Here is a 22,438-nt window from a genome sequence, read left to right as displayed (position 1 = left end):
ATAGATGTTACGGTATTTGATTAAGAAATTGTACATCTACATTTTGACTTTCTTTTTTGCAGTGACAATCGACTGGCTGATCCCCAGGTTTATGCCTGGGGACCCCATTCTTGTATTAGTATCAAGATTTTCGGGGTTGCCACAGTCGGCAAAAGTAATGTATGGATATTTGATTAAAGCTTTTGGATTGGATTTGCCTTTGTGGAAACAGTATCTGAATTTCTGGATGGCTATATTTAAAGGTGATTTGGGTATAAGCATATATCTATATCCCAAACCTGTTTTGTCAGTTATCGCTCAGGCCATACCTTATACACTTGTAGTTTTGCTGCCCTCTATTCTTTTGAGCTGGATAGTGGGGAACTATATAGGGGCTGCAGCAGCAAGGCACAGGAGCCTTGATTCCAGTATGTTACCTGTATTTTATATTATCACTTCAATTCCATATATGTGGCTTGGAATACTTTTAGCGTGGGCTTTTGGCGTCCTATTAGGGATTTTTCCAATTGCAGGTGCTTACAGTTTTAGCATGAGACCTAATTGGTCGTGGCAGTTTGTAGCAGACTTCTTGAAGCACTGGATATTACCTTTCTTGTCTTTATTTATTGTGCAAATTGGCGGTTGGGCAATAGGCATGAGAAACTTGATAATATATGAGCTTGAAGCGAATTATTCAAGGTATTTAGAGGCTTTAGGAGCCTCAGAAGGGCTTATAAGGAGATATGCTTTTAAAAATGCTATACTTCCACAGATTACTGGTTTGGCTCTTCAATTGGGTACAATTGTCGCAGGTTCCATAGCGACAGAGGTAGTTTTTGCTTATCCAGGAATGGGATATATATTGTTGCAAGGAATATTAAACCAGGATTATTTTTTGGTCCAAGGAGTGTTTTTATTCATAATCATTGGGGTATTACTTGCTAACTTTCTAGTAGACATACTTTATATGATAGTTGATCCAAGGATTAGACTAGGACTTGGAGGAGAAAATGTATGAAAGAGTTTATGTATTTTGCATTTAAAAATACGAAATTTAAAATAGGTCTTAGTATACTGCTTTTTTTCTTGATATTGGCTACAATTGGTCCCTACCTTTCTCACTATAAAGATCCTCTTGAATATGTGAGTATGAGCAATTTGCCTCCTAATAAAGATAACTGGCTGGGGACGACCACCTTTGGTCAAGATGTTTTTACTCAGTTTGTATATGGGTTAAGGTCCACATTTTTTATTGGGCTGTTTGGAGGAGGATTAGCTACTATAATAGGGCTTTTAATCGGTTTTATAGCAGGGTATAGAGGCGGCTGGATAGATGAGATTTTGATGATGCTTACAAATATCTTGATAGTGATTCCAACTTTAGCTCTTCTCATAATAATTGCTGCTTATCTCCCTTACAGAGGGATAGGAATTCAAAGTGTGATAATAGGTTTGACGGCTTGGCCTTGGACTGCAAGGGCTGTGCGAGCTCAAACTCTTTCTTTGAAGTCAAGGGAATTCGTGAATCTGGCGAAGATAACGGCTTTACCATCTTTAAAAATAGTTTTAGAAGAAATAGCACCAAATATGATGTCCTATGTAGTGATGGTATTTATTCTTCAATTTGCAGGTGCGATACTTGCAGCAGTGGGATTGGATTTTATAGGTTTGGGACCTACAAGAGGAATTTCTCTTGGACTGATGCTACAGTACTCCGTGCTGTGGAATGCGATTCAATTGGGAATATGGTGGTGGTTTATTCCTCCGGGGTTGGCAATAACGATGATAGTAAGTTCGCTGTACTTTCTCAATATAGGCCTTGATGAGATATTCAATCCAAGGCTTAGGGAGGAGTGACCAATTTGGTAGAGATAAAGGGTTTGAAAATATATTATAAAACTTTGCGTGGAGACGCTAAAGCATTAGATGACGTGACTTTTACGATAAATGACAGAGAAATACTGGGGATAGCTGGTGAATCAGGATGTGGCAAGTCGACCCTGGGGAATTCCTTGATCCTTTTAAAGCCACCAATGAAATACGTCTCTGGTGAGGTTAGACTAAATGGCGAGAGATTACCGGTTGACAATACTGTTGAGATGAGAAAATATCGCTATAAAAAAATTTCTCTTATACCCCAGTATGCTATGGATGCTTTAAACCCAACTCGTAAAATAGGGGGAATAATAAAAGATTTGGTTGGTCAGCATAGGGTAAAATACGAGGAGATAGAAGGAAGGCTACATGAAAGGCTTAGAATGGTTAAATTATCTAAAGATGTACTTAATATGTACCCTTTTGAGCTATCAGGTGGAATGAAGCAAAGGTTAGTTTTAGTAATATCTACTTTGTTAAATCCAGACCTTTTGATAGCAGATGAAGTCACTTCTGCGCTGGATGTTTCTTCACAGAAAGCAGTTTCTCTCATGTTTAAAGAATTTAGGGATGAAAAGATTGTAAATTCTATAGTTTTTATTACTCACGACATAGCGGTTTTGTATCAAATAGCGGACAGGATAGTTATAATGTACGCAGGTAAAGTAGTGGAGATTGGTCCTACGGAAGAGATAATGAAAAATCCTCTCCATCCGTATACAAAGGCTTTAATTAAATCTTTGCCAAATGCGGGGATTAGACATACACATCAAAAGTTAGAGGGAATTCCTGGTCATCCCCCTAATCTTATAAACCCACCGGAAGGTTGCAGATTTAAAGATAGGTGTCCTTTTGCCAGTGACGAGTGTTTAAATGAACCGCCACTTGTGGAAGTTGAACCAGGGAGATACGTTGCTTGTTGGAAGGTGAAGGGAAGATGATTAGGGTAGAAAATCTCACAAAGGTATTTACTTCAGGAGGGATATTTTCTAAAAACACAATAGTGGCAGTAGATGGAGTAGATTTTGAAATAAAAAAAAGCGAAATTTTAGCTTTGGTAGGAGAGAGTGGAAGTGGTAAATCTACAATTGGCAAGATGATATTAAAGCTATTAAAACCCAGTGGCGGTCAAATCCTTCTAAATGATAAGGACATCTATAAAATAAAGAACAATAAAGAGTTTTATTCAAAAGTACAGGGCATTTTTCAAGACCCCTACTCTTCCTTTAACCCCATATTCAAAGTAGACAGAATTTTTAAGCTAATAAAGCAGTCATTTAAAAAAGAAGTTTCTTCCTCTGAATGGGAAGGGAGAGTAGAAGAGGTATTAAAAAGGGTGGGGCTTAATGTAGGAGATGTTTTAAATAAATACATTCACCAATTAAGCGGAGGACAGCTCCAGAGGTTGTTAATAGCAAGGGCCTTGCTCATGGATGTCGATGTACTGATTGCCGATGAAATTACAAGTATGTTGGATGCTTCAACCCGAGTAGATGTATTGGAGGCTTTGCTGAGCTTGAAGGAGATAGGCGCTTCTATACTCTTTATTACCCACGACCTTTCACAGGCTTATTATATAAGCGATAAGATAGTAGTTTTGTACAAAGGCTCTGTTGTAGAATCAGGGTCTATAGAAAAAGTGTTTTCCAATCCAATGCATCCTTATACTAGAATGCTTTTAGATTCTATACCGCAATTAGATAGGAAATGGGAAGAGGACAGGATAAGCGTTGAGGATTTTGATAAGTCTCGTGCAGCCTGGAAAGAAGGGTTATGCAAGTATATAGATAGATGTCCGTTGGCAGATTTAAATTGCGTAAAGCCGAAGCTTAAGTTAGTGGAAGAAGACCATTATGTAGCTTGTGTAAAAATGTAAAAAAGGTGATTTTTATGGAGAAGAGAATTTTACTGAATGGGAAGTGGCATTTTAAGGAGATTGGAATGGATGTATGGTATGAAGGGCAAGTTCCAGGATGTGTTCAGCTGGATTTAATGAAATTAGGGAAACTAAATGACCCTTATTATAGAATGAATGAAATAGAGTTTCACAAGTTAGAAGACAAAGAATGGGTTTACAAACAAGAATTTACATTAAACACAGAGCATATAAATGAGTATGACGCAGTGAAGTTGGTGTTTGAAGGAGTGGATACTTTTGCAGATGTATACTTAAACGACGTGTATCTCGGTAAAACGCAAAACATGTTCATACCTTATGAATTTGACATAAAGGGCATAATAAGAGAAGGGATAAATATTTTAGAGGTTTACTTCAAATCTATAACAGAAACTGTAAAGTTGATGGAAAAGGTAAGTCCTGTCAAACTGGAATGGTCGGGAGACAGTGGAAGGCCTTATGTGAGGAAAGCCCAGTATTCATTTGGATGGGACTGGGGGCCAAGAATTGTACAGGTAGGTCTTTGGAGAGGTGTATATATAAGATTAGTAAAACACGCAGAAATTAAGAATCCATATTTTTATACGGAAAAAATTGAAAATGATAAGGCTTATGTTGTAGTAAGTGCAGATATTGAAAGATATGTACCTGGTGATTTTGAGGCGGAAATAGAGCTAATTGAAAAAGATATATCTATTATCAAGACAAGAACTAAAGTTGAAAAGGACAGAATAAGCCTTAGGATAAAAGTAGACAATCCTAAATTATGGTATCCCAATGGTTTGGGGGACCAGCATCTTTATGAAATAAAAATAAGGCTTTTAAAAGATGCAGAAATAATAGATGAAAAAAGCTTTAGAAGTGGAATAAGGACGATTAGATTGATAAGGGAAAAAGATGAAGAGGGGGAAAGCTTCATTTTTGAAATAAACGGTGTAAGAGTCTTTGCAAAGGGAGCCAACTGGATACCAGCTGATAATTTATTGCCAAGGCTTAGCAAAGAAGGTTATTACGAATATATAAGACTTGCAAAAGAGGCAAATATGAACATGCTGAGAATATGGGGAGGAGGGATATACGAAGATAGGGCATTTTACGAAGCATGCGATGAGATGGGCATAATGGTATGGCAAGACTTTATGTATGCCTGTGCCCAGTACCCTGACCAATTTGAATGGTTTCAAAAATTGGCAGAAGAAGAAGCAGAGAAAGTCATATTAAGTCTTAGAAATCATCCTTCCATTGTATTGTGGTGTGGGAATAATGAAAATAATTGGGGATTTCATTCATGGTGGAATAAGGGAGACCCAAAATATCTGGGCAATTATATTTATAAAGAAATATTACCTAAAGTGTGCGCAAAATTGGACCCGTCAAGGCCTTATTGGGTATCGAGTCCTTATGGAGGAGAAGACCCAAATAGTGAAACTGAAGGAGATAGGCATCAGTGGAATGTGTGGAGTGGCTGGGTAGACTATGATGAGTATAAGAAAGATAGGGGCAGATTTCTTAGTGAATTTGGTTTTCAGGCAATGCCTGACTGGAAGACAGTTTTATCTTATACAGCGCCAGAAGATAGAAAGATATTAAGCCCAGTCATGATTTCTCACAATAAAATGGTCGAGGGAATGGAAAGACTGATAAGATTTATGGTAGGGCGATTGGGATTTCCGAAGGACCTTAAGAGCTTTGTCTATTTGAGTCAATTCAATCAAGCAGAGGCTATAAAGACAGGAGTTGAGCATTGGAGGTTAAGAAAATTTAAGACATCAGGGACATTGTACTGGCAGTTTAATGACTGTTGGCCTGTCGCAAGCTGGTCTGCAGTGGATTATTACAAGAGAAAAAAGGCATTGTACTATTATTCAAAAAGATTTTATGCAGAGATTTTACCCTATATAGAAGAAGAAGGTGATGGTGTAACAGCTTATGGAGTAAGTGATTTGCCGTATGATAAAGAGGTAGAAGTTGTTGTAAAAGTTTTTAAATTAAATGGTGAAAAAGTTGCAGAAAAACGGCTAAAAGCTAGATTAATAGCAAATGATGTTACAAAAATAGCCCATTACAGTTTTGAAGATTTGAATATTGGATATAGAGTAAAAGAAATGCCTATAGCGATCCCAGGGTGTACGCTGCCGGTGGAGAAGAACAGGGAGTTATTAAATAGCGTTGTGTATGTAGAAATAATCACTGATGATGCGGTTTATGAGAATTATAAAGTATTTGGCAAATTCAGAGATCTGGATTTAGCAAAGCCAAAGATCGATTATGAAGTAGGGGAGAATAAAATAATTTTAAAAACAGATGTTCCTGCTTTTGGAGTATTTATAGAAACGGAGAATGATATGGAGTTATCAGATAATTGTTTAAATATGATGCCAAATAAAAAATATGAGGTAAATTATTCAGGTAAGTTAAAAGAAATTAAAATTTTTGACATTACTCAGTTAATAGCAAATATATAAAAATTGTACCAAAAATCATTAAAGAATAGGAGTGATAGAATTGGTAAAATTTCCAAAAGATTTTACTTGGGGAGTAGCTACGTCATCATACCAAATAGAAGGAGCAGTAAATGAAGATGGAAGAACTCCTTCTATATGGGATACATTTTCCAAGACAGAAGGGAAAACATATCAAGGTCATACAGGAGATGTAGCTTGTGATCATTACCACAGATATAAAGAAGACGTAGAGATAATGAAAGAAATAGGAGTTAAAGCCTATAGATTTTCCATAGCATGGCCAAGAATTTTCCCTGAAGAGGGAAAGTATAATCCAAAAGGGATGGATTTTTACAAGCGACTGGTAGATGAGCTTTTAAAAAGAGATATAATGCCGGTAGCGACAATTTATCACTGGGATTTGCCTCAATGGGCGTATGAAAAGAAGGGAGGATGGCTAAATAGAGAGAGTGTGAAATGGTATGTAGAATATGCATCAAAGCTTTTTGAGGAATTAGGGGATGTAATACCTTTATGGATAACCCATAACGAGCCTTGGTGTTCATCAATATTAAGCTATGGGATAGGGGAGCATGCACCAGGCCATAAGGATTGGAGAGAGGCCTTGATAGCAGCTCATCATATATTGCTTTCTCACGGAGAGGCCGTAAAAGTATTTAGGGACATGAATCTGAAAGGGGCGCAAATAGGTATAACGTTAAATCTGACACCCGCATATCCTGCAAGTGAAAAAGAAGAAGACAAATTAGCTGCCCAATATGCTGACGGATTTGCTAACAGATGGTTTTTAGATCCAATATTCAAAGGAAATTATCCAGAAGATATGATGGAATTATATAGTAAAATAATTGGAGAATTTGACTTTATAAAAGAAGGAGATTTAGAGACTATAAGTGTTCCGATAGATTTTCTTGGAGTCAATTATTATACAAGAAGTATTGTAAAATACAACGAAGATTCCATGCTAAAAGCAGAAAATGTACCGGGTCCAGGTAAGAGGACGGAGATGGGATGGGAGATAAGCCCAGAGTCTTTGTACGACCTTCTGAAAAGGCTAGATAGGGAATATGCGAAACTGCCCATATATATAACAGAGAATGGAGCAGCATTTAAAGATGAATTAACAGAGGATGGACGAGTGCATGATTATGAAAGAATAGAATACATAAAAGAACATCTAAAGGCAATAGCGAGGTTCATAGAAGAAGGCGGTAATTTAAAAGGATACTTTGTATGGTCTTTGTTAGATAATTTTGAATGGGCACATGGATATTCAAAGAGATTTGGAATAGTTTATGTGGATTATGAAACACAAAAGAGAATATTAAAAGATAGTGCATTTTGGTACAAAGGGGTAATAGAAAAAGGTGCAATCGAATGAATACAGCATCTATGAGGCAGGGTATAAATTGTTCTGCCTCTTTATTTCTAAGCAAATACCCTTAAATGGGGTGAGATGAGACTATGAATAAATGGTATGCTTCTACTGGTGTGCTTGTGATAATCATTATAATCATGTATTTAATTTTAAAAGATACTTCTTTAACTTTTAGCTGTTATGAGAGAGGAAAATTTCCGCATTTAATCGGGAATGCTTTAGTAAAAAAACCTTCAGTAGCGGGCAGGCTTAAGATTATAGAAAAAGATGGAAGGAAAATATTGGGGGACCAGTATGGCAATCCAATACAGTTAAGAGGAATGAGTACACACGGATTGCAGTGGTTTCCTCAGATAATAAATGATAATGCCTTCAAGGCTTTATCAAATGATTGGAAATCAAATGTAATAAGGCTTGCTATGTACATTGGTGAAGGTGGTTATGCTACGAATCCTCGTGTTAAAGATAAGGTTATAGAAGGAATAGATTTAGCCATTAAAAATGATATGTATGTAATAGTTGACTGGCATGTTTTGAATCCCGGAGATCCAAATGCAGACATATACAGTGGCGCAAAAGATTTCTTCAAGGAAATAGCTGAGAAATATCCAAATGAACTTCATATAATTTATGAATTAGCAAATGAGCCCAATCCAACCTCTCCAGGAGTGACAAATGATGTTGAGGGATGGAAAAAAGTTAAAAACTATGCAGAGCCAATTATAAAAATGTTAAGAGAGATGGGAAATGAAAATATAATAATTGTTGGCACTCCCCAATGGAGTATTAGACCTGATTTAGCATTAGATAACCCCATAGATGATAAAAATATAATGTACAGTGCTCATTTTTATGCTGGGACTGCACGTGTATGGGAAAACGGTGGAAAAGGATATATTGCTAAAAATATAGAAAAAGCAGTACAAAATGGGCTCGCAGTATTTGTTACAGAATGGGGTACTAGTGAAGCAAGTGGAGATGGGGGACCATATTTGAATGAGGCTGATGAATGGCTTGAATTTTTAAATGCCAATAATATAAGCTGGGTAAACTGGTCATTAGCTAATAAAAATGAAGTATCAGCAGCTTTTCTGCCTACTACCGATTTAAATCCTGGTGATGGTAAAGCATGGGCTGTAAACCAATTGAGTCTTTCAGGAGAATATGTAAGAGCAAGAATAAAAGGAATTCCCTATAAACCTATTTCTCGTGAGGCAAGAAGAAAGTAACTTTATCAAAAACTATAAAACTGAAGAGGTGACTAAAATGAGCAAAAATATTCTAGATATGCGGAATACAGTGCAAATAGGTATTGTAGTGAGGGATATTGAAGAAGCTTTGCAAAATTACGCAGAATTTTTTGGGGTAGAAAAGCCCCAGTGGTTTTGGACAGATGATTACAGCAAAGCCCATACCAAATTTAATGGAAGACCTACAAAAGCAAGAGCCAAACTTGGATTTTTTGAGCTGGGGCCATTACAACTGGAATTGATAGAGCCTGATGAAAATTCGAGCACTTGGAGAGAGTTTCTCGATAAAAATGGGGAGGGAATTCATCACATAGCTTTCGGTGTAAAAGACATGGACAGAAAAATAGAAGAACTTTATAGAAAAGGCATGGAAGTAATTCAAAAAGGGGATTTTGAAGGGGGAAGATACGCTTATATAGATACTTTAAGAGCATTGAAAGTCATGATTGAACTTTTAGAAAATTATTAAAGTGGAGCGCTATGCTCCACCTTTTATTTTTTTAACGATGTTATTCCCATTATAGCAAGGGAGATGAGTATTATTGTTCCGCCTGGTGATAAATCAAAGTAAAAAGAGAGTATAATTCCGACAAATACTGATATAAAGGAGAAGACAATAGAGTAAAATATAGCTTGTTTAAAGCTTTGAGCTATTTTTAGACTAGCTGCAGAAGGCGTAACCATTAGGCTTGATACCAAGAGTGCACCCACTATCCTCATCGCTAGTGCTACGGTAAGGGCGACTAAAATTGTAAAAAGAAAGTTTATAGCTGAGACAGGTAAACCTGAGATTGTTGCTGCTTCTTCGTCAAAGGTGATGTACAACAGTTCCTTGTAGAAAAGACTCACAATTAGGATTACCAGAAGCCCCAAAGTGGAAATAAGTATTACATCTGTTCGTGTGACAGAAACAATACTGCCGAAAAGATAATTCATTACATTAACTGCTCCACCTCTTGCAAAGTTTAAAAGGATTATTGCAACTGCCATTCCTGCTGATACTATTATGGCAATTGAAAGTTCTGAGTATTGAAAATAAGTTTTTCTCAATTCTTCTATTCCAAATGCAGCTAAAACTACTATTGCGATTGACCCTATAGTAGGATCAATGCCTGCTAATATTCCTGCTGCTACTCCTGCTAAGGCTACGTGGGACAAAGCATGTCCCATTTGGGAAAGTCTTCTTAACACTAAAAAATTGCCTACCAGGGGTGCTATTACCGCTATTATAGCTCCTGCTATAAAGGCTCTTCTCATAAATTCATAAGAAAAAATATCTAACATTTTTATACACTCCCATTGTTATTGTGATAGTGCTTTATAGTTTTAACGGGATATTCATAAAGTATTGCAGCAAAATCAGGTTTTTCTATATCTATGGCTTCGCACTTCTCATTGATTTTTCCGTCAGTCATGCATATTATTCTATGGGCTTTATCTGTAATTGCCATTATATCATGAGTCACCATTATTATAGTTAAATTTCTTTCTTTATTTAACCTTTCTAAAAGTTCATAGAGGGCTTTTTCGGATTTCGCATCGATTCCTGTAGTGGGTTCATCCAGGAAAAGTATTTGTGGGTCTGATACTATAGACCTTGCTATAAACACCCTTTGAAGCTGTCCTCCAGAAAGCCTTCCTATCAAGCGCTTTCTGAAATCATACATGTCTACTACTTTTAAGGCTTCATATACTTTTTCCCAGTCTTCTTTAGAAAGCTTTTTAAAAAGGCCTTTTTTTGCGTAAAGCCCCATTGATACCACTTCTTCTACACTTGCAGGAAAAGAGGAATTAAAGGAAGAAGAACGCTGGGGAAGATAACTTATGAAGGATTTGTCTTTTATGTTCTGAAGGTTTACTCCTTCATAAAGTACTTCCCCGGATGACGGAGCGAGATTACCTACCATTACTTTTACTAGGGTGCTTTTTCCTGATCCGTTGGGGCCGATAATACCTACAAATTCTCCCTTTTCAATTTTTAAAGAGATATTTTTAAGAACTTGTCTTCCATCATAAGAAAAATTGACATTTTTGACTTCAATATAACTCATTTTTCATCTACTCCAATGCTTTTTTTAGTTTTTCAAGATTTTCCTTCATAAGAGATATGAAGTCTGCTTTTCTCTCCATATCTTCCTTGCTCAAAGTGCCTATTGTGCTTATTCTCATTATCTGTGCTCCACTTTCTTTAGCTATAGTTTCCATTGGTTTTGCAGGAGCCATTCCTTCTACAAAGACATATTTTATACCTTCTTTTTTGATCAAGTCAACCAGTTCACTTATCCTAGCGGGGCTTGGCTCTGCTTCATCACTCATTCCCACCAATGGTTCTTGCTTTAGTCCATAATCCCTTGCCACATATGCAAAAGCGCTGTGGAAAAGCACTATGGTCTTTAATCTTGTCTTCGATAGCTCTTCTCTGTACTGTTTATCAAGTTCTTCCAATTGTGCTCGCAAATTCTCATAATTCTTTTCATAATAACTTCTGTTAGCTGGATCAACCTCCACAAGTGCATCCTTTATATTTTTTATAAGTATTAAAGCTTCTTTCGGTGAAAGCCATGGATGCGGATTTATTGCGTTGCCCTTCCTTATAGGGTCAACTCCTTTTGACACCTCAAAAAATTTTGTGTTTGGAGCTGATTCCTTTACTTTGTTGATCCAAGGGTCTTCCATTGTCATTCCTAAGTAAATTACAGCTTTTGCTTTTGCTATTTCTGTCATTTCTTTAGCGCTGGGTTCCCATCCATGAGGGCTTTCATTGAAAGGTATTATGTTTTTAACTTCGAGTTTATCTCCTGCTATTTTAGAGGTAAGGTCATATATTGGATAGAAAGAGGCGTACACTAAAGGTTTAGAAGTTTCACTTTGTCTTGTAGAACATGAAACCAGTGCAAGTACAAGCGATATTGCAATTAAAATCGCTAAGACCTTTTTCATAAATTTTGGACCTCCCTTTTCAAGTATTTAACGCTTTTTTAAGATTTTCTAAATTTTCTTCCATTAATTTTAAGTAATCTTTTCCTTCTTTTTCTTCTACTTTTGTGAGCCCTTCAATCGGATTTAATGGAAGTATTTTTGTATTTGTTTCTTTGGCTATGGTCTGCATGGGTTTAGGGGATGAAAGCGGCTCGGTGAAGATGTACTTTATGTTTTCATTTTTTATTATGTTTATAACTTTGGCCATCCTTGCAGGGCTTACTTCTGCTTCTTCATCTATTCCAACGAGTGCTTCTTGTTTTAAACCGTAATCCCGCGCTAAGTAATCAAAAGCACTGTGGTATACTATAAAGGTTTTATGTTTTGTGTTTGAAAGGTCGTGAGAATACTCTTGATTCAATTTCTCAAGCTGATTTTTTAATGTCTCATAATTTTTATCAAAATAGTTGCTATATTGAGGAAAGCTTTGTTTCAAAGAATCGTTTATATTTTTTGCCATTATTAAAGCTTCTTTTGGAGAAAGCCATATATGGGGGTTTGGCTGTCCACCTTCTAATATGGGAGTAACTCCTTTAGATACCTCGTAAAAATCTACATTTGGTGCGTTTGCTTTAATTTTTTGTATCCAGGAGTCCATTCCTAAGCCCAAGTAAAGAATGACTTTTGCTTTTGTCATATTTGCTACGTCTTTAGTAGAGGGTTCCCAGTCGTGAGGTTCCACACCCGGCGGGATTATGGTTTTTATCTCTAATTTATCTCCAGCTATTTTTGAGGTAAGGTCGTATATTGGATAGAAAGAAGCGTATACAAGTGGTTTGGAGGAGTTATCAGCGGTGCTGCAAGAAGTCAGAGCAAAAAGCATCGCAGTCAAAATTAGAATTACTATTGTTTTTTTCATGATTTGCAAGCCTCCGTTTCTAATTAGGATTTGATCTGCATTCTTTGCAGTATCCTATGATTTCTATTTTGTGGTCTACTACTTCAAAATCTTTTATTTGGTCTACCAAAAGCTCAAGGGGACATATATCCATTTCAAATACTCTGCCGCATTTTAGACATCTCATTGTGTGGTTGTGGAGATGTTTTTTTACCACGTACATAATATTATTTCCAATTACCGCCTCATTTAAAATATTCAAGCTCTTTAAAAGGCTCAAAGTCCTATACACAGTGTCAATGCTAACCTGCGGGAAAACCTTTCTTACTTTTTCGTATACATCTTTTACAGACAAATAGCCCTGGTTGGAAAGCATTATGTCAAGTATTAATTCTCTCTGAGGCGTAAGCTTGTAGTTATGCGCTTTTAATTTTCTTAAAGCTTCCTCTTTCTGCACTTTAACCACAACCTTTTATTAAATAAGAAAGTTTTCCTAATTAAGATTATATTACGATTAAAAGGCGATGTCAATATCTAGATTCTTATTGAAATTTTAGTAAATGTTTTCTATAATAGAGAGAGACAAAAAATTTTAAAAGGTGATGGAATTGGAACAGTCAGAAGTTATAGAAAGGATAAGAAGAAATATAGAGAAAGTCATAATAGGGAAGAGTGAAGTAATAGACCTCATGCTTACCGCTTTGATTGCTTCGGGTCATGTCCTTTTAGAAGACGTACCGGGGGTGGGAAAGACCAGTTTAGCTAAGGCTTTGGCGAAGTCGATAGATTGCGATTTTAAGAGAGTGCAGTTTACACCCGATCTTTTGCCTGGGGATTTGACGGGAATAAATGTTTTTAATCAGAAGATAGGAGATTTTGAGTTTAAAAAAGGCCCTATCTTTACAAATATTTTGCTGGCGGATGAGATAAACAGGGCAACCCCTAGGACTCAGTCCAGCCTTTTAGAGTGCATGGAAGAAAGACAGGTGACAGTAGATGGTGTAACATATAAACTTGATAGCCCTTTTTTTGTTATAGCTACTCAAAATCCTATAGAAAGCTACGGCACTTTTCCTCTTCCTGAAGCTCAGATAGACAGGTTTTTGATGAAATTAAAGATGGGTTATCCAGGCAGAGAAGAAGAAAGAAAGATAATTGAGGTTTTTGACAAAAGCAATCCTCTAGAAGATCTAGCTCCTGTGTGCACAAGAGATGAAATTTTAAAGATGCAAGAAGAATATAAAGGAGTCTATGTGGATGAAGACGTGCTGGAGTATATATTAAACATTGTGGAAAAAACGCGCAACATGGAAGAAGTGGAATTGGGTGCGAGTCCCAGAGCTACTCTGTTTCTTTATAAATCTAGTCAAGCTTACGCTTATGTGAAAGGTCGTGACTTTGTGACGCCAGACGATGTGAGATATATAGCGCCTTTCGTTTTGTCTCACAGAATCATCTTAAAGGGTGCTGGCAGGTTAAAGGATATGAGGGGTGAAGATATTGTAAAAAAGATTTTAGAAGAAATTCCCGTGCCTCTTGAAAAATAAATTACAGGTGGTTTTAATATGAGCGCTCTTTGGTTTATACTCATAGTAGCTGTTTTATTAGTTTTACAAGCAAAACTTTACAAAGAGAATATATTTAAGAACTTGATGATTGAAAGAAAATTCGAAAAAAACACTGTTTTTCCTGGAGATACGACGGTATTAAAATTGATTGTGTACAACAAAAAATTTTTTCCGGTGACTTATCTCAAGTTGCAACAGAAGTTACCGGTAGAACTGGAAATGAAGAGGTCTCAATTGGTAGAAAAGCATGATAAGGTGAAATACCTGCATTACACTGTTTATTCCTTGTTTCCTTTTCAAAAGATAACGAGGAAATTTGAATTAGTGGCATCAAAAAGGGGTATATACAATCTTTTTGATGGAATAAGGGCATTTTCTACAGATTTATTTGGTTCGCAGGAATATGAGAAAGAGTTTATGGCGCCTGCAAGACTTGTTGTGTATCCCAGACTCATTGATTTAAAGAATTTTAAAGTCATTGCTAATTCTGTTTATGGAGACTTGTTTGTTAAAAGGTGGATAATAGAGGACCCTGTCATAATAAGTGGGATTAGGGATTATACCAATTCTGACAGTTTTAAAAGTATAAATTGGAAGGCAACAGCAAAGACCCAAAAACTTAAAGTCAATAAGTATGACTATACTGCAGATAAGAAAATACTCATTCTTTTTAACGTAGATTTTCACAGGTATATATTGCGTACGGATGAAGTAGAGAAATTTGAAAAGGCGATAGAAGTTGCTGCTACTTTGTCTGTCAATCTCATACAAGAGGGAATACCTGTAGGGCTTTCTACAAATGCAATATGTCTTGTAGATGGAGACTATACCTATATTGAACCATCAGCAGGAGAGGGGCAGATTTCAAGACTTTTAGAGATTTTTGCAGGTATGTCCTTTTTAAAAAAATATTCCAAAGAGGATATAATATCATACATTTCTAAAGTCCTTCCATGGGGGACAGACCTTTTGATTGTTACGCCTTTTGTCGATGAAGAGTTACTGGCTTTGGCAGGGAAGTTTTTTAGTGATAGGGAGGTAATGATTTTGTGTATGGATTTGAAAGGGATTGAAAAAGTTTTTTCAAATGTGAAAGTCTTTTACTACAACGAAGAGGGGAAAGAAATTGAAGTGGTGGGATAGGGATAAATTTGTTAAAATATTTGCAACGATTTTGGAAGGTTTAATCGTATTTTTAGTTTTCACGGTACTAAATGGTCTGTTAATTCAAGAGAAAGCAGTCCCTTTTATTGCTTTTTTTGTGCTTTCTTTTGCAACGGCTTTTGTTAATTTACTGGAAATCCGGAATTTAATGTTTTACAAGTTGTTTAATCTGTCTTTAGGTATTTTTCTAAGCTTTTTTGTGAGTGCAAAAATCAGTGAAAATTACTATCAACTTGTGGCAAATTTTATAGTGTTTTTGTTTTTGTGGTACAGAGGAGTAAAAATAAAAAGCTTAATGGCTGAAGATATAATAAATCTAGGGAAATTTTATAGAAATTTGTTGTACTTGTTTTTTCTAAATTTATTTGCTTATTTTCTCCCTCCGCATTTAATTTCTGCAATCCAAAAGTGTTCAATTTTGTATATTATTTTAAGCATTTTTCTTCTATTTGAAGTAAAAAATTTAAAATATCACGGCATCGAAGCTAAGATTTCTCCCTATGAATGGATGGGTTTTGCATTAATGCTTATTGCTACTTTTGCTTTTTCTCTGCCAAATGTTGCTTATATTATTTATAAAATATATTTGCTAATAGAAAATTTATTTGTTTTATTAGCTACGTACCTTGCTTATGGAATGTTTTGGCTATTTTCTAAAATTTTTAAGCTAATTCCTTTTGATAAAGAGTTTTTTAGAAAGGCGATGGAACATTTTTATGCTCAGGGTCAAAACCCAGAAAATTTCTTAAAAGAAGATATTTCTCAAGATTATGTATGGCTTTCTAATTTATTAAATTTTATGGCATTTTTAATCGCTGTTGCTATAATAGTTTTGCTTATCGCTTTTATAATAAAGACAATGGGCAAAATCGAAATAGAAAAGAAGGAAAGGGATTTTGATGAAGAAAAGAGGATAGATATAAATCTCAAGGATATAGATTTTGTCAGGAGTTTTAAGGAAATAAGGAATAAAATTTTAAGGGCAGTGGATAGGATAAAGATTTACACTGATAGCAGAGAAAAGGTAAGGTACTATTACAAAAGACTTTTGCTTCATCTTTATCAAAAGAAGATTTTAGAAAGAGGGAATTATTCTGTAAAAGACATATGTGACAAAATCACATCTTCTTTTGAAAATATAAGGGAACCAATGGAAAGGGTAAGTCGACTTTATGAAAAGGTAAGGTATGGGAAATACTATCCTAAAAGGGAAGAAGTGGAGGAATTTATAAAAGAAATTGGAAAGGTGATGAAATTGTGAGAAGAAAAATTTTCTTTTTGTTAATAATAGGAATGTTTTTATCCCTTCTGGTGTTTGCAGCCTGTGATAAAAATTCTAATACTACAGAGAAAAAAGTGTATAAGCCCTCTATAACTGTAGAAGGCAACGTTAAATCGGAAGAAATAGTGAGGGCTCTCTTAGAAAAATATTTTAAGCATTATATGGAAAATACTGTTCCAATAGAGGAGAGGCTGAAAGATTTTAGAATTGACCGCATTGACATAAAAGAAGAGAGCCCTAATGGAATTTACTTTACAGTTTCTTTTTCTGTAAAGCCTTCTATATCAAATAGCGACTGGATGGCTGGAAATGGAGTTATTAAGGAAAATGGATGGATGGAAAAGAAATTCTGGTTTGTTAGGGTCAAAAAAGAAGGGAATACTTATATAATGGAAGGATGGGGAACAGGACCATAAATAGAGCAAGAGAAGATTCTGGTTGACTAAAAAGCTGAAAAGGTTTAAAATAAAAGTGTGAAATTGAATATTAAAGCCTTATGGTCCTGTGATGGGTTAAAAGGGAAGACGGGTGAGAATCCCGCGCAGCCCCCGCTACTGTGAAGGAGGACGAAGCCCTATTAAGCCACTGTCCGGCCCTCAACTGAGTGCCGGATGGGAAGGCAGGGTGGAGGATGAATCCTGAGCCAGGAGACCTGCCATAAGGTTTTAGAAGTTCGCCTTCGGAGGGAAGGTTGAACCTTTTTGGAGTTTTGTTTAAAAAGGTCTTCCTCTGAAGGGAAGACCTTTTTAAAATATCTTTGAAGGGAGTTTTTTCAATGAAAAAAGGATATGTACAGGTATACACTGGGGACGGCAAGGGGAAGACTACTGCAGCTTTGGGACTTGCTTTCAGGGCAGTTGGAAGGGGTATGAAAGTTATAATGTTTCAGTTTTTAAAAGGGATGGCTACAGGAGAGTTAAAATCGGCAGAACTTTTAAAGCCTAATTTTGAAATAAAAAGACTTGCGGAATCCAAGAAATTTACATGGGAGATGACAGAAGAAGAACTTAAGGAACTGAAGAGCAAGGTTAGAGAAGAATATGAAGAACTTCTTAGCGTATTAAAAAGTGGGAAATACGACATTGTGATTGTAGATGAAGCGATGGCAGCCATTCATTCTGGGCTTTTAAGTGTAGAGGATATAGTAAGGTTGATAGATGAAAAGCCGGAAAGTGTGGAACTGATTTTAACAGGAAGAAGTGCTCCTCAAGAAATCATAGATAAGGCAGATCTTGTGACAGAAATGAAGGAGATAAAGCATTATTACAGAAAAGGTGTTCCTGCAAGGATTGGAATAGAAATTTGAGTTCGATTGACTTATTTGAAAACAAGAGTTAAAATAAAATTACTAAAACCGAATAAAAAAGCCTTATGGTCCCGTGATGGGTTAAAAGGGAAGACGGGTGAGAATCCCGCGCAGCCCCCGCTACTGTGAAGGAGGACGAAGCCCTATTAAGCCACTGTCCGGCCCTCAACTGAGTGCCGGATGGGAAGGCAGGGTGGAGGATGAATCCTGAGCCAGGAGACCTGCCATAAGGTTTTAGAAGTTCGCCTTCGGAGGGAAGGTTGAACGGCCTTTATGTGTTTTTGTGGGAAAAAGGTCTACCTCCGTAAGGGGTAGACCTTTTTTAATAAAACAAAATGAAAACTTAGATAGGAGGGCGTTTATGAGAAAGTTTAGAAGTATAGTTGCGTTGTTTATAATATTCGCTTTGGCATTTTCTCTTGCTGCTTGTTCTACTCAAAATGCTACAAAGCCCCAGGAAACACCAAAACAGGCCGAAGAGGTAAAGACCCAGTTTCCACTTAAGGTTACAGACTTTCTTGGCAGAGAAGTGACGATTGAAAAGCAACCAGAGAGAATTGTATCTTTGGTGCCTTCAGTCACAGAGCTTCTGTTTGCGATAGGGGCTGGGAGCAAAGTAGTGGGAGTTACTGATTTTGATAATTATCCTGAAGAAGTGAAGGACATACCCAAAGTGGGAGGCTTTAAAGGGCCCAACATAGAGGCTATAACGGCTCAAAAGCCTGATATAATATTTGCTTCCAGATTATCAGGGAAAGAGCAGATGGAATCTTTGGAGAAGATGGGGATACCTGTTGTGGTGTTGGATGCCCAGAATTTTGATCAGATATATCAGTCGATAGAACTTCTTGGGAAAATAACGGGGAATGAAAAGAAGGCAGAAGAAGTCATAAATGATATGAAGAGTAAAATAAAAGAGATAAGCGATAAGGTAAAAGACCTTCCAAAAGTAAAAGTATTTTACCTGGTCTCTCTTGATGGCAACTGGACTGCAGGAAAAGGCACATTTATTGACGAGATTATAAACCTCGCAGGTGGAGAAAATGTGGCATCCGATGTGAACGGATGGGCTCAGTACAGCATTGAAGAGCTGGTGAAGAAAAACCCTGATGTCATAATAACATCACCTCATGCTGGAGATGTGAAGGACCTTAAGAATATGGCTGGATACAAAGACACAAATGCCGTGAAAAATGACAAGGTATTTGTTGTATCCAATGACGACATAATTGTAAGAGGAACAAATAGGATTGTATTAGGACTTGAAGAAGTAGCAAAATTCTTACATCCGGAGGCATTTAAATAAAGTGAAGGCTAAGAGAGGTTTTTACTTCGCAATAGCGTTTTTACTCCTTCTTTTTATAATGGCTCTTTCAATTTCTGCAGGGGCGGTTAAAATCCCCCTGCAGGAAATACTAAATGTGCTTTTGGGAAAAGGGGATGAAGTCAACAGGCGCATTATACTTACATTAAGGCTTCCAAGAGTGATAGAATCAGCTATTGTGGGCATGGGACTATCTGTTGTGGGAGCTTTTTTCCAGGGGCTTTTGAGAAATCCCATGGCAGACCCTTATGTTTTGGGTATATCCTCGGGTGCAGCTTTTGGAGCTACAATTGCCATAATAATGGGTTTAGGCATATTTGGCTTAAGCTCTATGGCTTTCATAACGGCCCTTTTGACAGTGTTTTTTGTATACACTGTGTCAAGAACAGGTACTAAGCTTTCCATGACCACAATGCTTTTAGCTGGAATTGCTATAAGCGCTTTTATGTCTGCCATAATCTCATTGCTTATGCTTTTAAACCATGACCAGTTTTCACGGATTGTCTTCTGGACTATGGGGGGTTTTGGCCTTGTGAGCTGGCCACAGGTTATCTACTCTTCGCCTTTAATACTCATAGGTTCTTTTGTGATGTATGCATTTTCAAGGGATGTAAATGCCATTTTAACAGGGGAAGAATCTGCAGAGCATTTAGGTGTAAATGCGGAGCTTGTCAAGAAAATTATACTTATCTTGGGGTCATTGGTGACAGCTTCTTGTGTCTCTGTTGGAGGAATCATAGGCTTTGTAGGACTTATAGTTCCACATATTTCAAGGCTGATTGTAGGACCTGACAACAGATTTCTGGTTCCCTTTAGTGCTCTTTTTGGCGCTTCTTTTCTAACCTTTGCAGACCTTTTGGCGAGAGTGATTTTAAAGCCTGTAGAGATGCCAATAGGGATAATTACGGCGACTTTTGGAGGACCTTTTTTCCTGTACCTTCTTGTGAGGAGCAAACAAAAAAATGAAGGAATGTGATATTATGTCTATTTTAAAAGTGAAAGACCTCTACTTCTCTTATGGGCAGAAGCGGGTATTAAAAGGGATAAATTTAAAAGTGGACAAAAGCGAAATGATAGGGATAATAGGAGCGAATGGGAGCGGGAAGACCACTCTTTTAAGAAATATTTCAGGATATCTTAAGCCTGAAAAAGGGAGTATTTTGATATTTGGGAAAGATGTAAGGAGCTTGAGTGTGAAGGAAAGGGCAAAGCTTATAGGATATGTGCCGCAGGATATAATATACGATTTTGAGTTTACATGTTATGACATAGTGATGATGGGGAGAATCCCCTACCTTAGAAGATTTCAGTCAGAAGGAAAAGAAGACAAAGAAATTGTGAGAGAAGCGATGGAAATGACAAACACGTGGCAGTTCAAAGATAAGCCAGTAAGGGAGCTTTCCGGAGGAGAAAGGCAGAGAGTGTATATAGCGAGAGCTTTAGCGCAGAGGCCCAAAATTTTGCTAATGGATGAACCGGTCTCCCATCTTGACATAAAGTACCAGATAGAAGTTTTGTCAATTGCTAAAGAATTAAGCTTAAAAGGCATACTTGTTATATCTGTTTTGCACGATGTAAATCTGGCTTCTCAGTTTTGCGATGAGATTATTATCATGAGGGAAGGAACTATAATGGCGCGAGGAGAGCCTAGGGAAGTGGTTACCTTTGAGAATATAAAACTGGCATTTTCAATAGATGTACAAATATTTGAAGATCCTTTTACCAGAACCCCTTATATCATACCTTCTCTTAACGGAAAGGAGAAACTAAAAGTTGTGTAGAGCCTTTATGATAGCTGGGACTCATTCAGGAGCAGGAAAAACTACTTTAAGCCTGGGGATTATGGGGCTGCTTTCGCAAAAATATAAAGTACAGCCTTTTAAAGTCGGACCTGACTATATAGACACCGCTTACCATAGGTATGTTACGGGCAATTTTTCAGTAAATCTCGACCTTTACATGCTGGGAGAAGAAAATCTCAAAAATTTGTTTTATAAAAATGCATTACGTGCTGATATTTCGATAATAGAAGGAGTAATGGGACTTTACGACGGGATAGATACAACATCAAGAGGAAGCAGTGCCCACATAGCAAAGCTTGTAAATGTGCCTGTTGTGCTCGTGGTAGATGCTTCTTCTATGGCAGCTAGTGTCTCGGCTTTAATAATGGGATATATCTATTACGATAAAGATGTAGACATAAGAGGAGTTATTCTGAATAAAGTTGGAAGTGAAAGACACTACACCCTCTTAAAAGAGGTTATAGAGAGGGATTTGAATATTGAAGTTTTTGGTTATCTTCCTAAAGATGTGGAACTTGAGCTTCCTGAAAGGCATTTAGGGCTTTTACCTGTCTATGAGACAGAAAATTTGGATAAAAAATTGGAAAAATTATATGGCTATATTGAAAATTGCATTGATGTGGAAAAATTGATGAATTTGACAGTTAAGCTGCCTGATTTTATTGAGAGGGAAGATAGAGTCCTGAAAGAGAAAAAGGTAAAAATAGCTTATGCTTATGACGAGGCTTTTAACTTTTACTACAAAGAAAGTCTTGAAACCTTAGAGGAAATGGGGGCACATCTTATTCCTTTCAGCCCTCTTGATGATGAAAGACTTCCAGAAGGAACTGAGGGACTTTACATTGGAGGTGGATTTCCAGAAGTTTTTGCAAAAAAACTCAGTGAAAACAAGAAAATGTTAAGAGAGATAAAAGAAGCGGTTGAAAAAGGAATGCCTGTTTATGCAGAATGCGGAGGACTCATGTATCTTTCAAAAGGTATAAGGGATTTAGAGGGAAATATGTACAGTATGGTGGGAGTTTACGACTTTGAAGTAGTTATGACAAAAAAATTGCAGAGGTTTGGATATGTGGAAACAGAAGTTATTATGGATAATGTACTTTTTAAAAAAGGCGAAAAAATAAAGGGCCATGAGTTTCACTATTCTCAAATAGAAGGTTTTCCACAAAACCCCTCTTATGCTGTTAGTAAACCGGGTAGAGAAGAAAAATGGGAGTGTGGATTTGTGTACAAAAATACCCTCGCAAGCTTTGTTCACATAAACTTATACACATACAAAGAAGGGGTAAAGAGGTTCTTAGATAAGTGTTTGTCTTATAGGAGGAAATAAA

Annotated in this window: 21 protein-coding genes, 1 pseudogene and 2 riboswitches; of the genes and pseudogenes, 17 read left to right on the top strand and 5 right to left on the bottom strand. The window is 36.8% G+C overall.

The genetic code is table 11. The features are described 5' to 3' along the window. The first annotated feature begins 4 nt into the window (after positions 1-4). The 8 genes and pseudogenes from ACPLVE_RS03015 (at position 5) to ACPLVE_RS02980 (ending at position 9,313) form a co-directional block, all read left to right on the top strand. Entirely contained in the window at positions 5-997 is a 993-nt protein-coding gene (locus ACPLVE_RS03015) for an ABC transporter permease (protein WP_424609707.1), read from the top strand. After that, positions 994-1,836: an ABC transporter permease gene (locus ACPLVE_RS03010; RefSeq protein WP_170270975.1), complete on the top strand. Its 843-nt coding sequence runs from the start codon at positions 994-996 to the stop codon at positions 1,834-1,836. The genes ACPLVE_RS03015 and ACPLVE_RS03010 overlap by 4 nt, the downstream gene beginning before the upstream one ends. Further along, positions 1,833-2,795 (top strand): ABC transporter ATP-binding protein, encoded by a 963-nt coding sequence (locus ACPLVE_RS03005; protein WP_424609706.1) that lies wholly within the window; start codon positions 1,833-1,835, stop codon positions 2,793-2,795. The genes ACPLVE_RS03010 and ACPLVE_RS03005 overlap by 4 nt, the downstream gene beginning before the upstream one ends. Next, entirely contained in the window at positions 2,792-3,730 is a 939-nt protein-coding gene (locus ACPLVE_RS03000) for an ABC transporter ATP-binding protein (RefSeq protein ID WP_424609704.1), read from the top strand. The genes ACPLVE_RS03005 and ACPLVE_RS03000 overlap by 4 nt, the downstream gene beginning before the upstream one ends. A 14-nt stretch (positions 3,731-3,744) precedes the next feature. Beyond that, on the top strand, positions 3,745-6,216 hold the full coding sequence (locus tag ACPLVE_RS02995) for a glycoside hydrolase family 2 protein (RefSeq protein ID WP_424609702.1): 2,472 nt from the start codon (positions 3,745-3,747) through the stop codon (positions 6,214-6,216). 40 nt (positions 6,217-6,256) lie between these two features. Then, on the top strand, positions 6,257-7,597 hold the full coding sequence (locus tag ACPLVE_RS02990) for a GH1 family beta-glucosidase (protein WP_424609700.1): 1,341 nt from the start codon (positions 6,257-6,259) through the stop codon (positions 7,595-7,597). A gap of 83 nt (positions 7,598-7,680) precedes the next feature. Then, positions 7,681-8,820: pseudogene (locus ACPLVE_RS02985) on the top strand (cellulase family glycosylhydrolase); the annotation flags it as partial. Between the two features lie 40 nt (positions 8,821-8,860). Further along, positions 8,861-9,313: a VOC family protein gene (locus ACPLVE_RS02980; RefSeq protein ID WP_424609698.1), complete on the top strand. Its 453-nt coding sequence runs from the start codon at positions 8,861-8,863 to the stop codon at positions 9,311-9,313. Between the two features lie 23 nt (positions 9,314-9,336). Here ACPLVE_RS02980 and ACPLVE_RS02975 read toward each other — a convergent pair whose 3' ends face one another. From ACPLVE_RS02975 to ACPLVE_RS02955, 5 genes are read right to left on the bottom strand one after another with little or no spacing between them, the layout of a single operon-like run. Continuing rightward, on the bottom strand, positions 9,337-10,128 hold the full coding sequence (locus ACPLVE_RS02975; RefSeq protein ID WP_424609696.1) for a metal ABC transporter permease: 792 nt from the start codon (positions 10,126-10,128) through the stop codon (positions 9,337-9,339). Positions 10,129-10,130: 2 nt separating this feature from the next. Next, positions 10,131-10,895, bottom strand: a complete 765-nt coding sequence (locus tag ACPLVE_RS02970) for a metal ABC transporter ATP-binding protein (protein ID WP_424609695.1) — start codon at positions 10,893-10,895, stop codon at positions 10,131-10,133. 7 nt (positions 10,896-10,902) lie between these two features. After that, positions 10,903-11,784, bottom strand: a complete 882-nt coding sequence (locus tag ACPLVE_RS02965; protein WP_424609694.1) for a metal ABC transporter solute-binding protein, Zn/Mn family — start codon at positions 11,782-11,784, stop codon at positions 10,903-10,905. Positions 11,785-11,803: 19 nt separating this feature from the next. Next, a complete protein-coding gene (locus tag ACPLVE_RS02960) occupies positions 11,804-12,682 on the bottom strand; it encodes a metal ABC transporter substrate-binding protein (protein WP_424609693.1) in 879 nt (292 codons plus the stop codon). A gap of 19 nt (positions 12,683-12,701) precedes the next feature. Continuing rightward, positions 12,702-13,118, bottom strand: coding sequence for a Fur family transcriptional regulator (locus ACPLVE_RS02955; RefSeq protein ID WP_424609735.1), 417 nt, complete (start codon positions 13,116-13,118; stop codon positions 12,702-12,704). 145 nt (positions 13,119-13,263) lie between these two features. Between ACPLVE_RS02955 and ACPLVE_RS02950 the strand changes: the two genes are divergently transcribed. The 9 genes from ACPLVE_RS02950 (at position 13,264) to ACPLVE_RS02910 (ending at position 22,437) form a co-directional block, all read left to right on the top strand. Next, entirely contained in the window at positions 13,264-14,208 is a 945-nt protein-coding gene (locus tag ACPLVE_RS02950; RefSeq protein ID WP_424609733.1) for an AAA family ATPase, read from the top strand. Positions 14,209-14,226: 18 nt separating this feature from the next. Continuing rightward, complete coding sequence (locus ACPLVE_RS02945; RefSeq protein ID WP_424609691.1) at positions 14,227-15,372, top strand: DUF58 domain-containing protein; 1,146 nt, start codon at positions 14,227-14,229, stop codon at positions 15,370-15,372. Beyond that, positions 15,356-16,654: a hypothetical protein gene (locus tag ACPLVE_RS02940; protein ID WP_424609689.1), complete on the top strand. Its 1,299-nt coding sequence runs from the start codon at positions 15,356-15,358 to the stop codon at positions 16,652-16,654. Before ACPLVE_RS02945 ends, ACPLVE_RS02940 begins: the two co-directional genes overlap by 17 nt. Then, entirely contained in the window at positions 16,651-17,091 is a 441-nt protein-coding gene (locus ACPLVE_RS02935; protein WP_424609687.1) for a hypothetical protein, read from the top strand. Before ACPLVE_RS02940 ends, ACPLVE_RS02935 begins: the two co-directional genes overlap by 4 nt. Positions 17,092-17,155: 64 nt before the next feature. Beyond that, positions 17,156-17,349, top strand: a riboswitch (cobalamin riboswitch). Positions 17,350-17,450: 101 nt separating this feature from the next. Beyond that, the gene (gene cobO, locus ACPLVE_RS02930; RefSeq protein ID WP_424609685.1) at positions 17,451-17,981 is read left to right on the top strand and encodes a cob(I)yrinic acid a,c-diamide adenosyltransferase; all 531 of its coding nucleotides are present in this window, start codon (positions 17,451-17,453) and stop codon (positions 17,979-17,981) included. Positions 17,982-18,030: 49 nt separating this feature from the next. Then, a riboswitch (cobalamin riboswitch) is annotated at positions 18,031-18,224 on the top strand. A 118-nt stretch (positions 18,225-18,342) separates the two neighbouring features. Next, positions 18,343-19,287: an ABC transporter substrate-binding protein gene (locus tag ACPLVE_RS02925; RefSeq protein ID WP_424609683.1), complete on the top strand. Its 945-nt coding sequence runs from the start codon at positions 18,343-18,345 to the stop codon at positions 19,285-19,287. A 1-nt stretch (position 19,288) separates the two neighbouring features. Then, positions 19,289-20,281 (top strand): FecCD family ABC transporter permease, encoded by a 993-nt coding sequence (locus ACPLVE_RS02920; protein WP_424609681.1) that lies wholly within the window; start codon positions 19,289-19,291, stop codon positions 20,279-20,281. 4 nt (positions 20,282-20,285) lie between these two features. Beyond that, positions 20,286-21,086, top strand: a complete 801-nt coding sequence (locus tag ACPLVE_RS02915; RefSeq protein ID WP_424609680.1) for an ABC transporter ATP-binding protein — start codon at positions 20,286-20,288, stop codon at positions 21,084-21,086. Beyond that, positions 21,079-22,437, top strand: coding sequence for a cobyrinate a,c-diamide synthase (locus ACPLVE_RS02910; RefSeq protein WP_424609678.1), 1,359 nt, complete (start codon positions 21,079-21,081; stop codon positions 22,435-22,437). The genes ACPLVE_RS02915 and ACPLVE_RS02910 overlap by 8 nt, the downstream gene beginning before the upstream one ends. The last annotated feature ends 1 nt before the right edge of the window (position 22,438 follow it).

Source organism: Caldanaerobacter sp. (assembly GCF_049701115.1).
Classification (GTDB): Bacteria; Bacillota; Thermoanaerobacteria; order Thermoanaerobacterales; family Thermoanaerobacteraceae; genus Thermoanaerobacter.
The sequence above is the reverse complement of the archived record's forward strand: the minus strand, read 5'-3'. Positions and strand labels throughout refer to the sequence as shown.

What these genes read in the sequence shown, in the direction of transcription:
- ACPLVE_RS03015 (WP_424609707.1), top strand. Translation starts at nt 5, where the DNA reads ATGTTACGGTATTTGATTAAGAAATTGTACATCTACATTTTGACTTTC.
- ACPLVE_RS03010 (WP_170270975.1), top strand. Translation starts at nt 994, where the DNA reads ATGAAAGAGTTTATGTATTTTGCATTTAAAAATACGAAATTTAAAATA.
- ACPLVE_RS03000 (WP_424609704.1), top strand. Translation starts at nt 2,792, where the DNA reads ATGATTAGGGTAGAAAATCTCACAAAGGTATTTACTTCAGGAGGGATA.
- ACPLVE_RS02995 (WP_424609702.1), top strand. Translation starts at nt 3,745, where the DNA reads ATGGAGAAGAGAATTTTACTGAATGGGAAGTGGCATTTTAAGGAGATT.
- ACPLVE_RS02980 (WP_424609698.1), top strand. Translation starts at nt 8,861, where the DNA reads ATGAGCAAAAATATTCTAGATATGCGGAATACAGTGCAAATAGGTATT.
- ACPLVE_RS02975 (WP_424609696.1), bottom strand. Translation starts at nt 10,128, where the DNA reads ATGTTAGATATTTTTTCTTATGAATTTATGAGAAGAGCCTTTATAGCA.
- ACPLVE_RS02970 (WP_424609695.1), bottom strand. Translation starts at nt 10,895, where the DNA reads ATGAGTTATATTGAAGTCAAAAATGTCAATTTTTCTTATGATGGAAGA.
- ACPLVE_RS02965 (WP_424609694.1), bottom strand. Translation starts at nt 11,784, where the DNA reads ATGAAAAAGGTCTTAGCGATTTTAATTGCAATATCGCTTGTACTTGCA.
- ACPLVE_RS02960 (WP_424609693.1), bottom strand. Translation starts at nt 12,682, where the DNA reads ATGAAAAAAACAATAGTAATTCTAATTTTGACTGCGATGCTTTTTGCT.
- ACPLVE_RS02950 (WP_424609733.1), top strand. Translation starts at nt 13,264, where the DNA reads ATGGAATTGGAACAGTCAGAAGTTATAGAAAGGATAAGAAGAAATATA.
- ACPLVE_RS02945 (WP_424609691.1), top strand. Translation starts at nt 14,227, where the DNA reads ATGAGCGCTCTTTGGTTTATACTCATAGTAGCTGTTTTATTAGTTTTA.
- cobO (WP_424609685.1), top strand. Translation starts at nt 17,451, where the DNA reads ATGAAAAAAGGATATGTACAGGTATACACTGGGGACGGCAAGGGGAAG.
- ACPLVE_RS02925 (WP_424609683.1), top strand. Translation starts at nt 18,343, where the DNA reads ATGAGAAAGTTTAGAAGTATAGTTGCGTTGTTTATAATATTCGCTTTG.
- ACPLVE_RS02915 (WP_424609680.1), top strand. Translation starts at nt 20,286, where the DNA reads ATGTCTATTTTAAAAGTGAAAGACCTCTACTTCTCTTATGGGCAGAAG.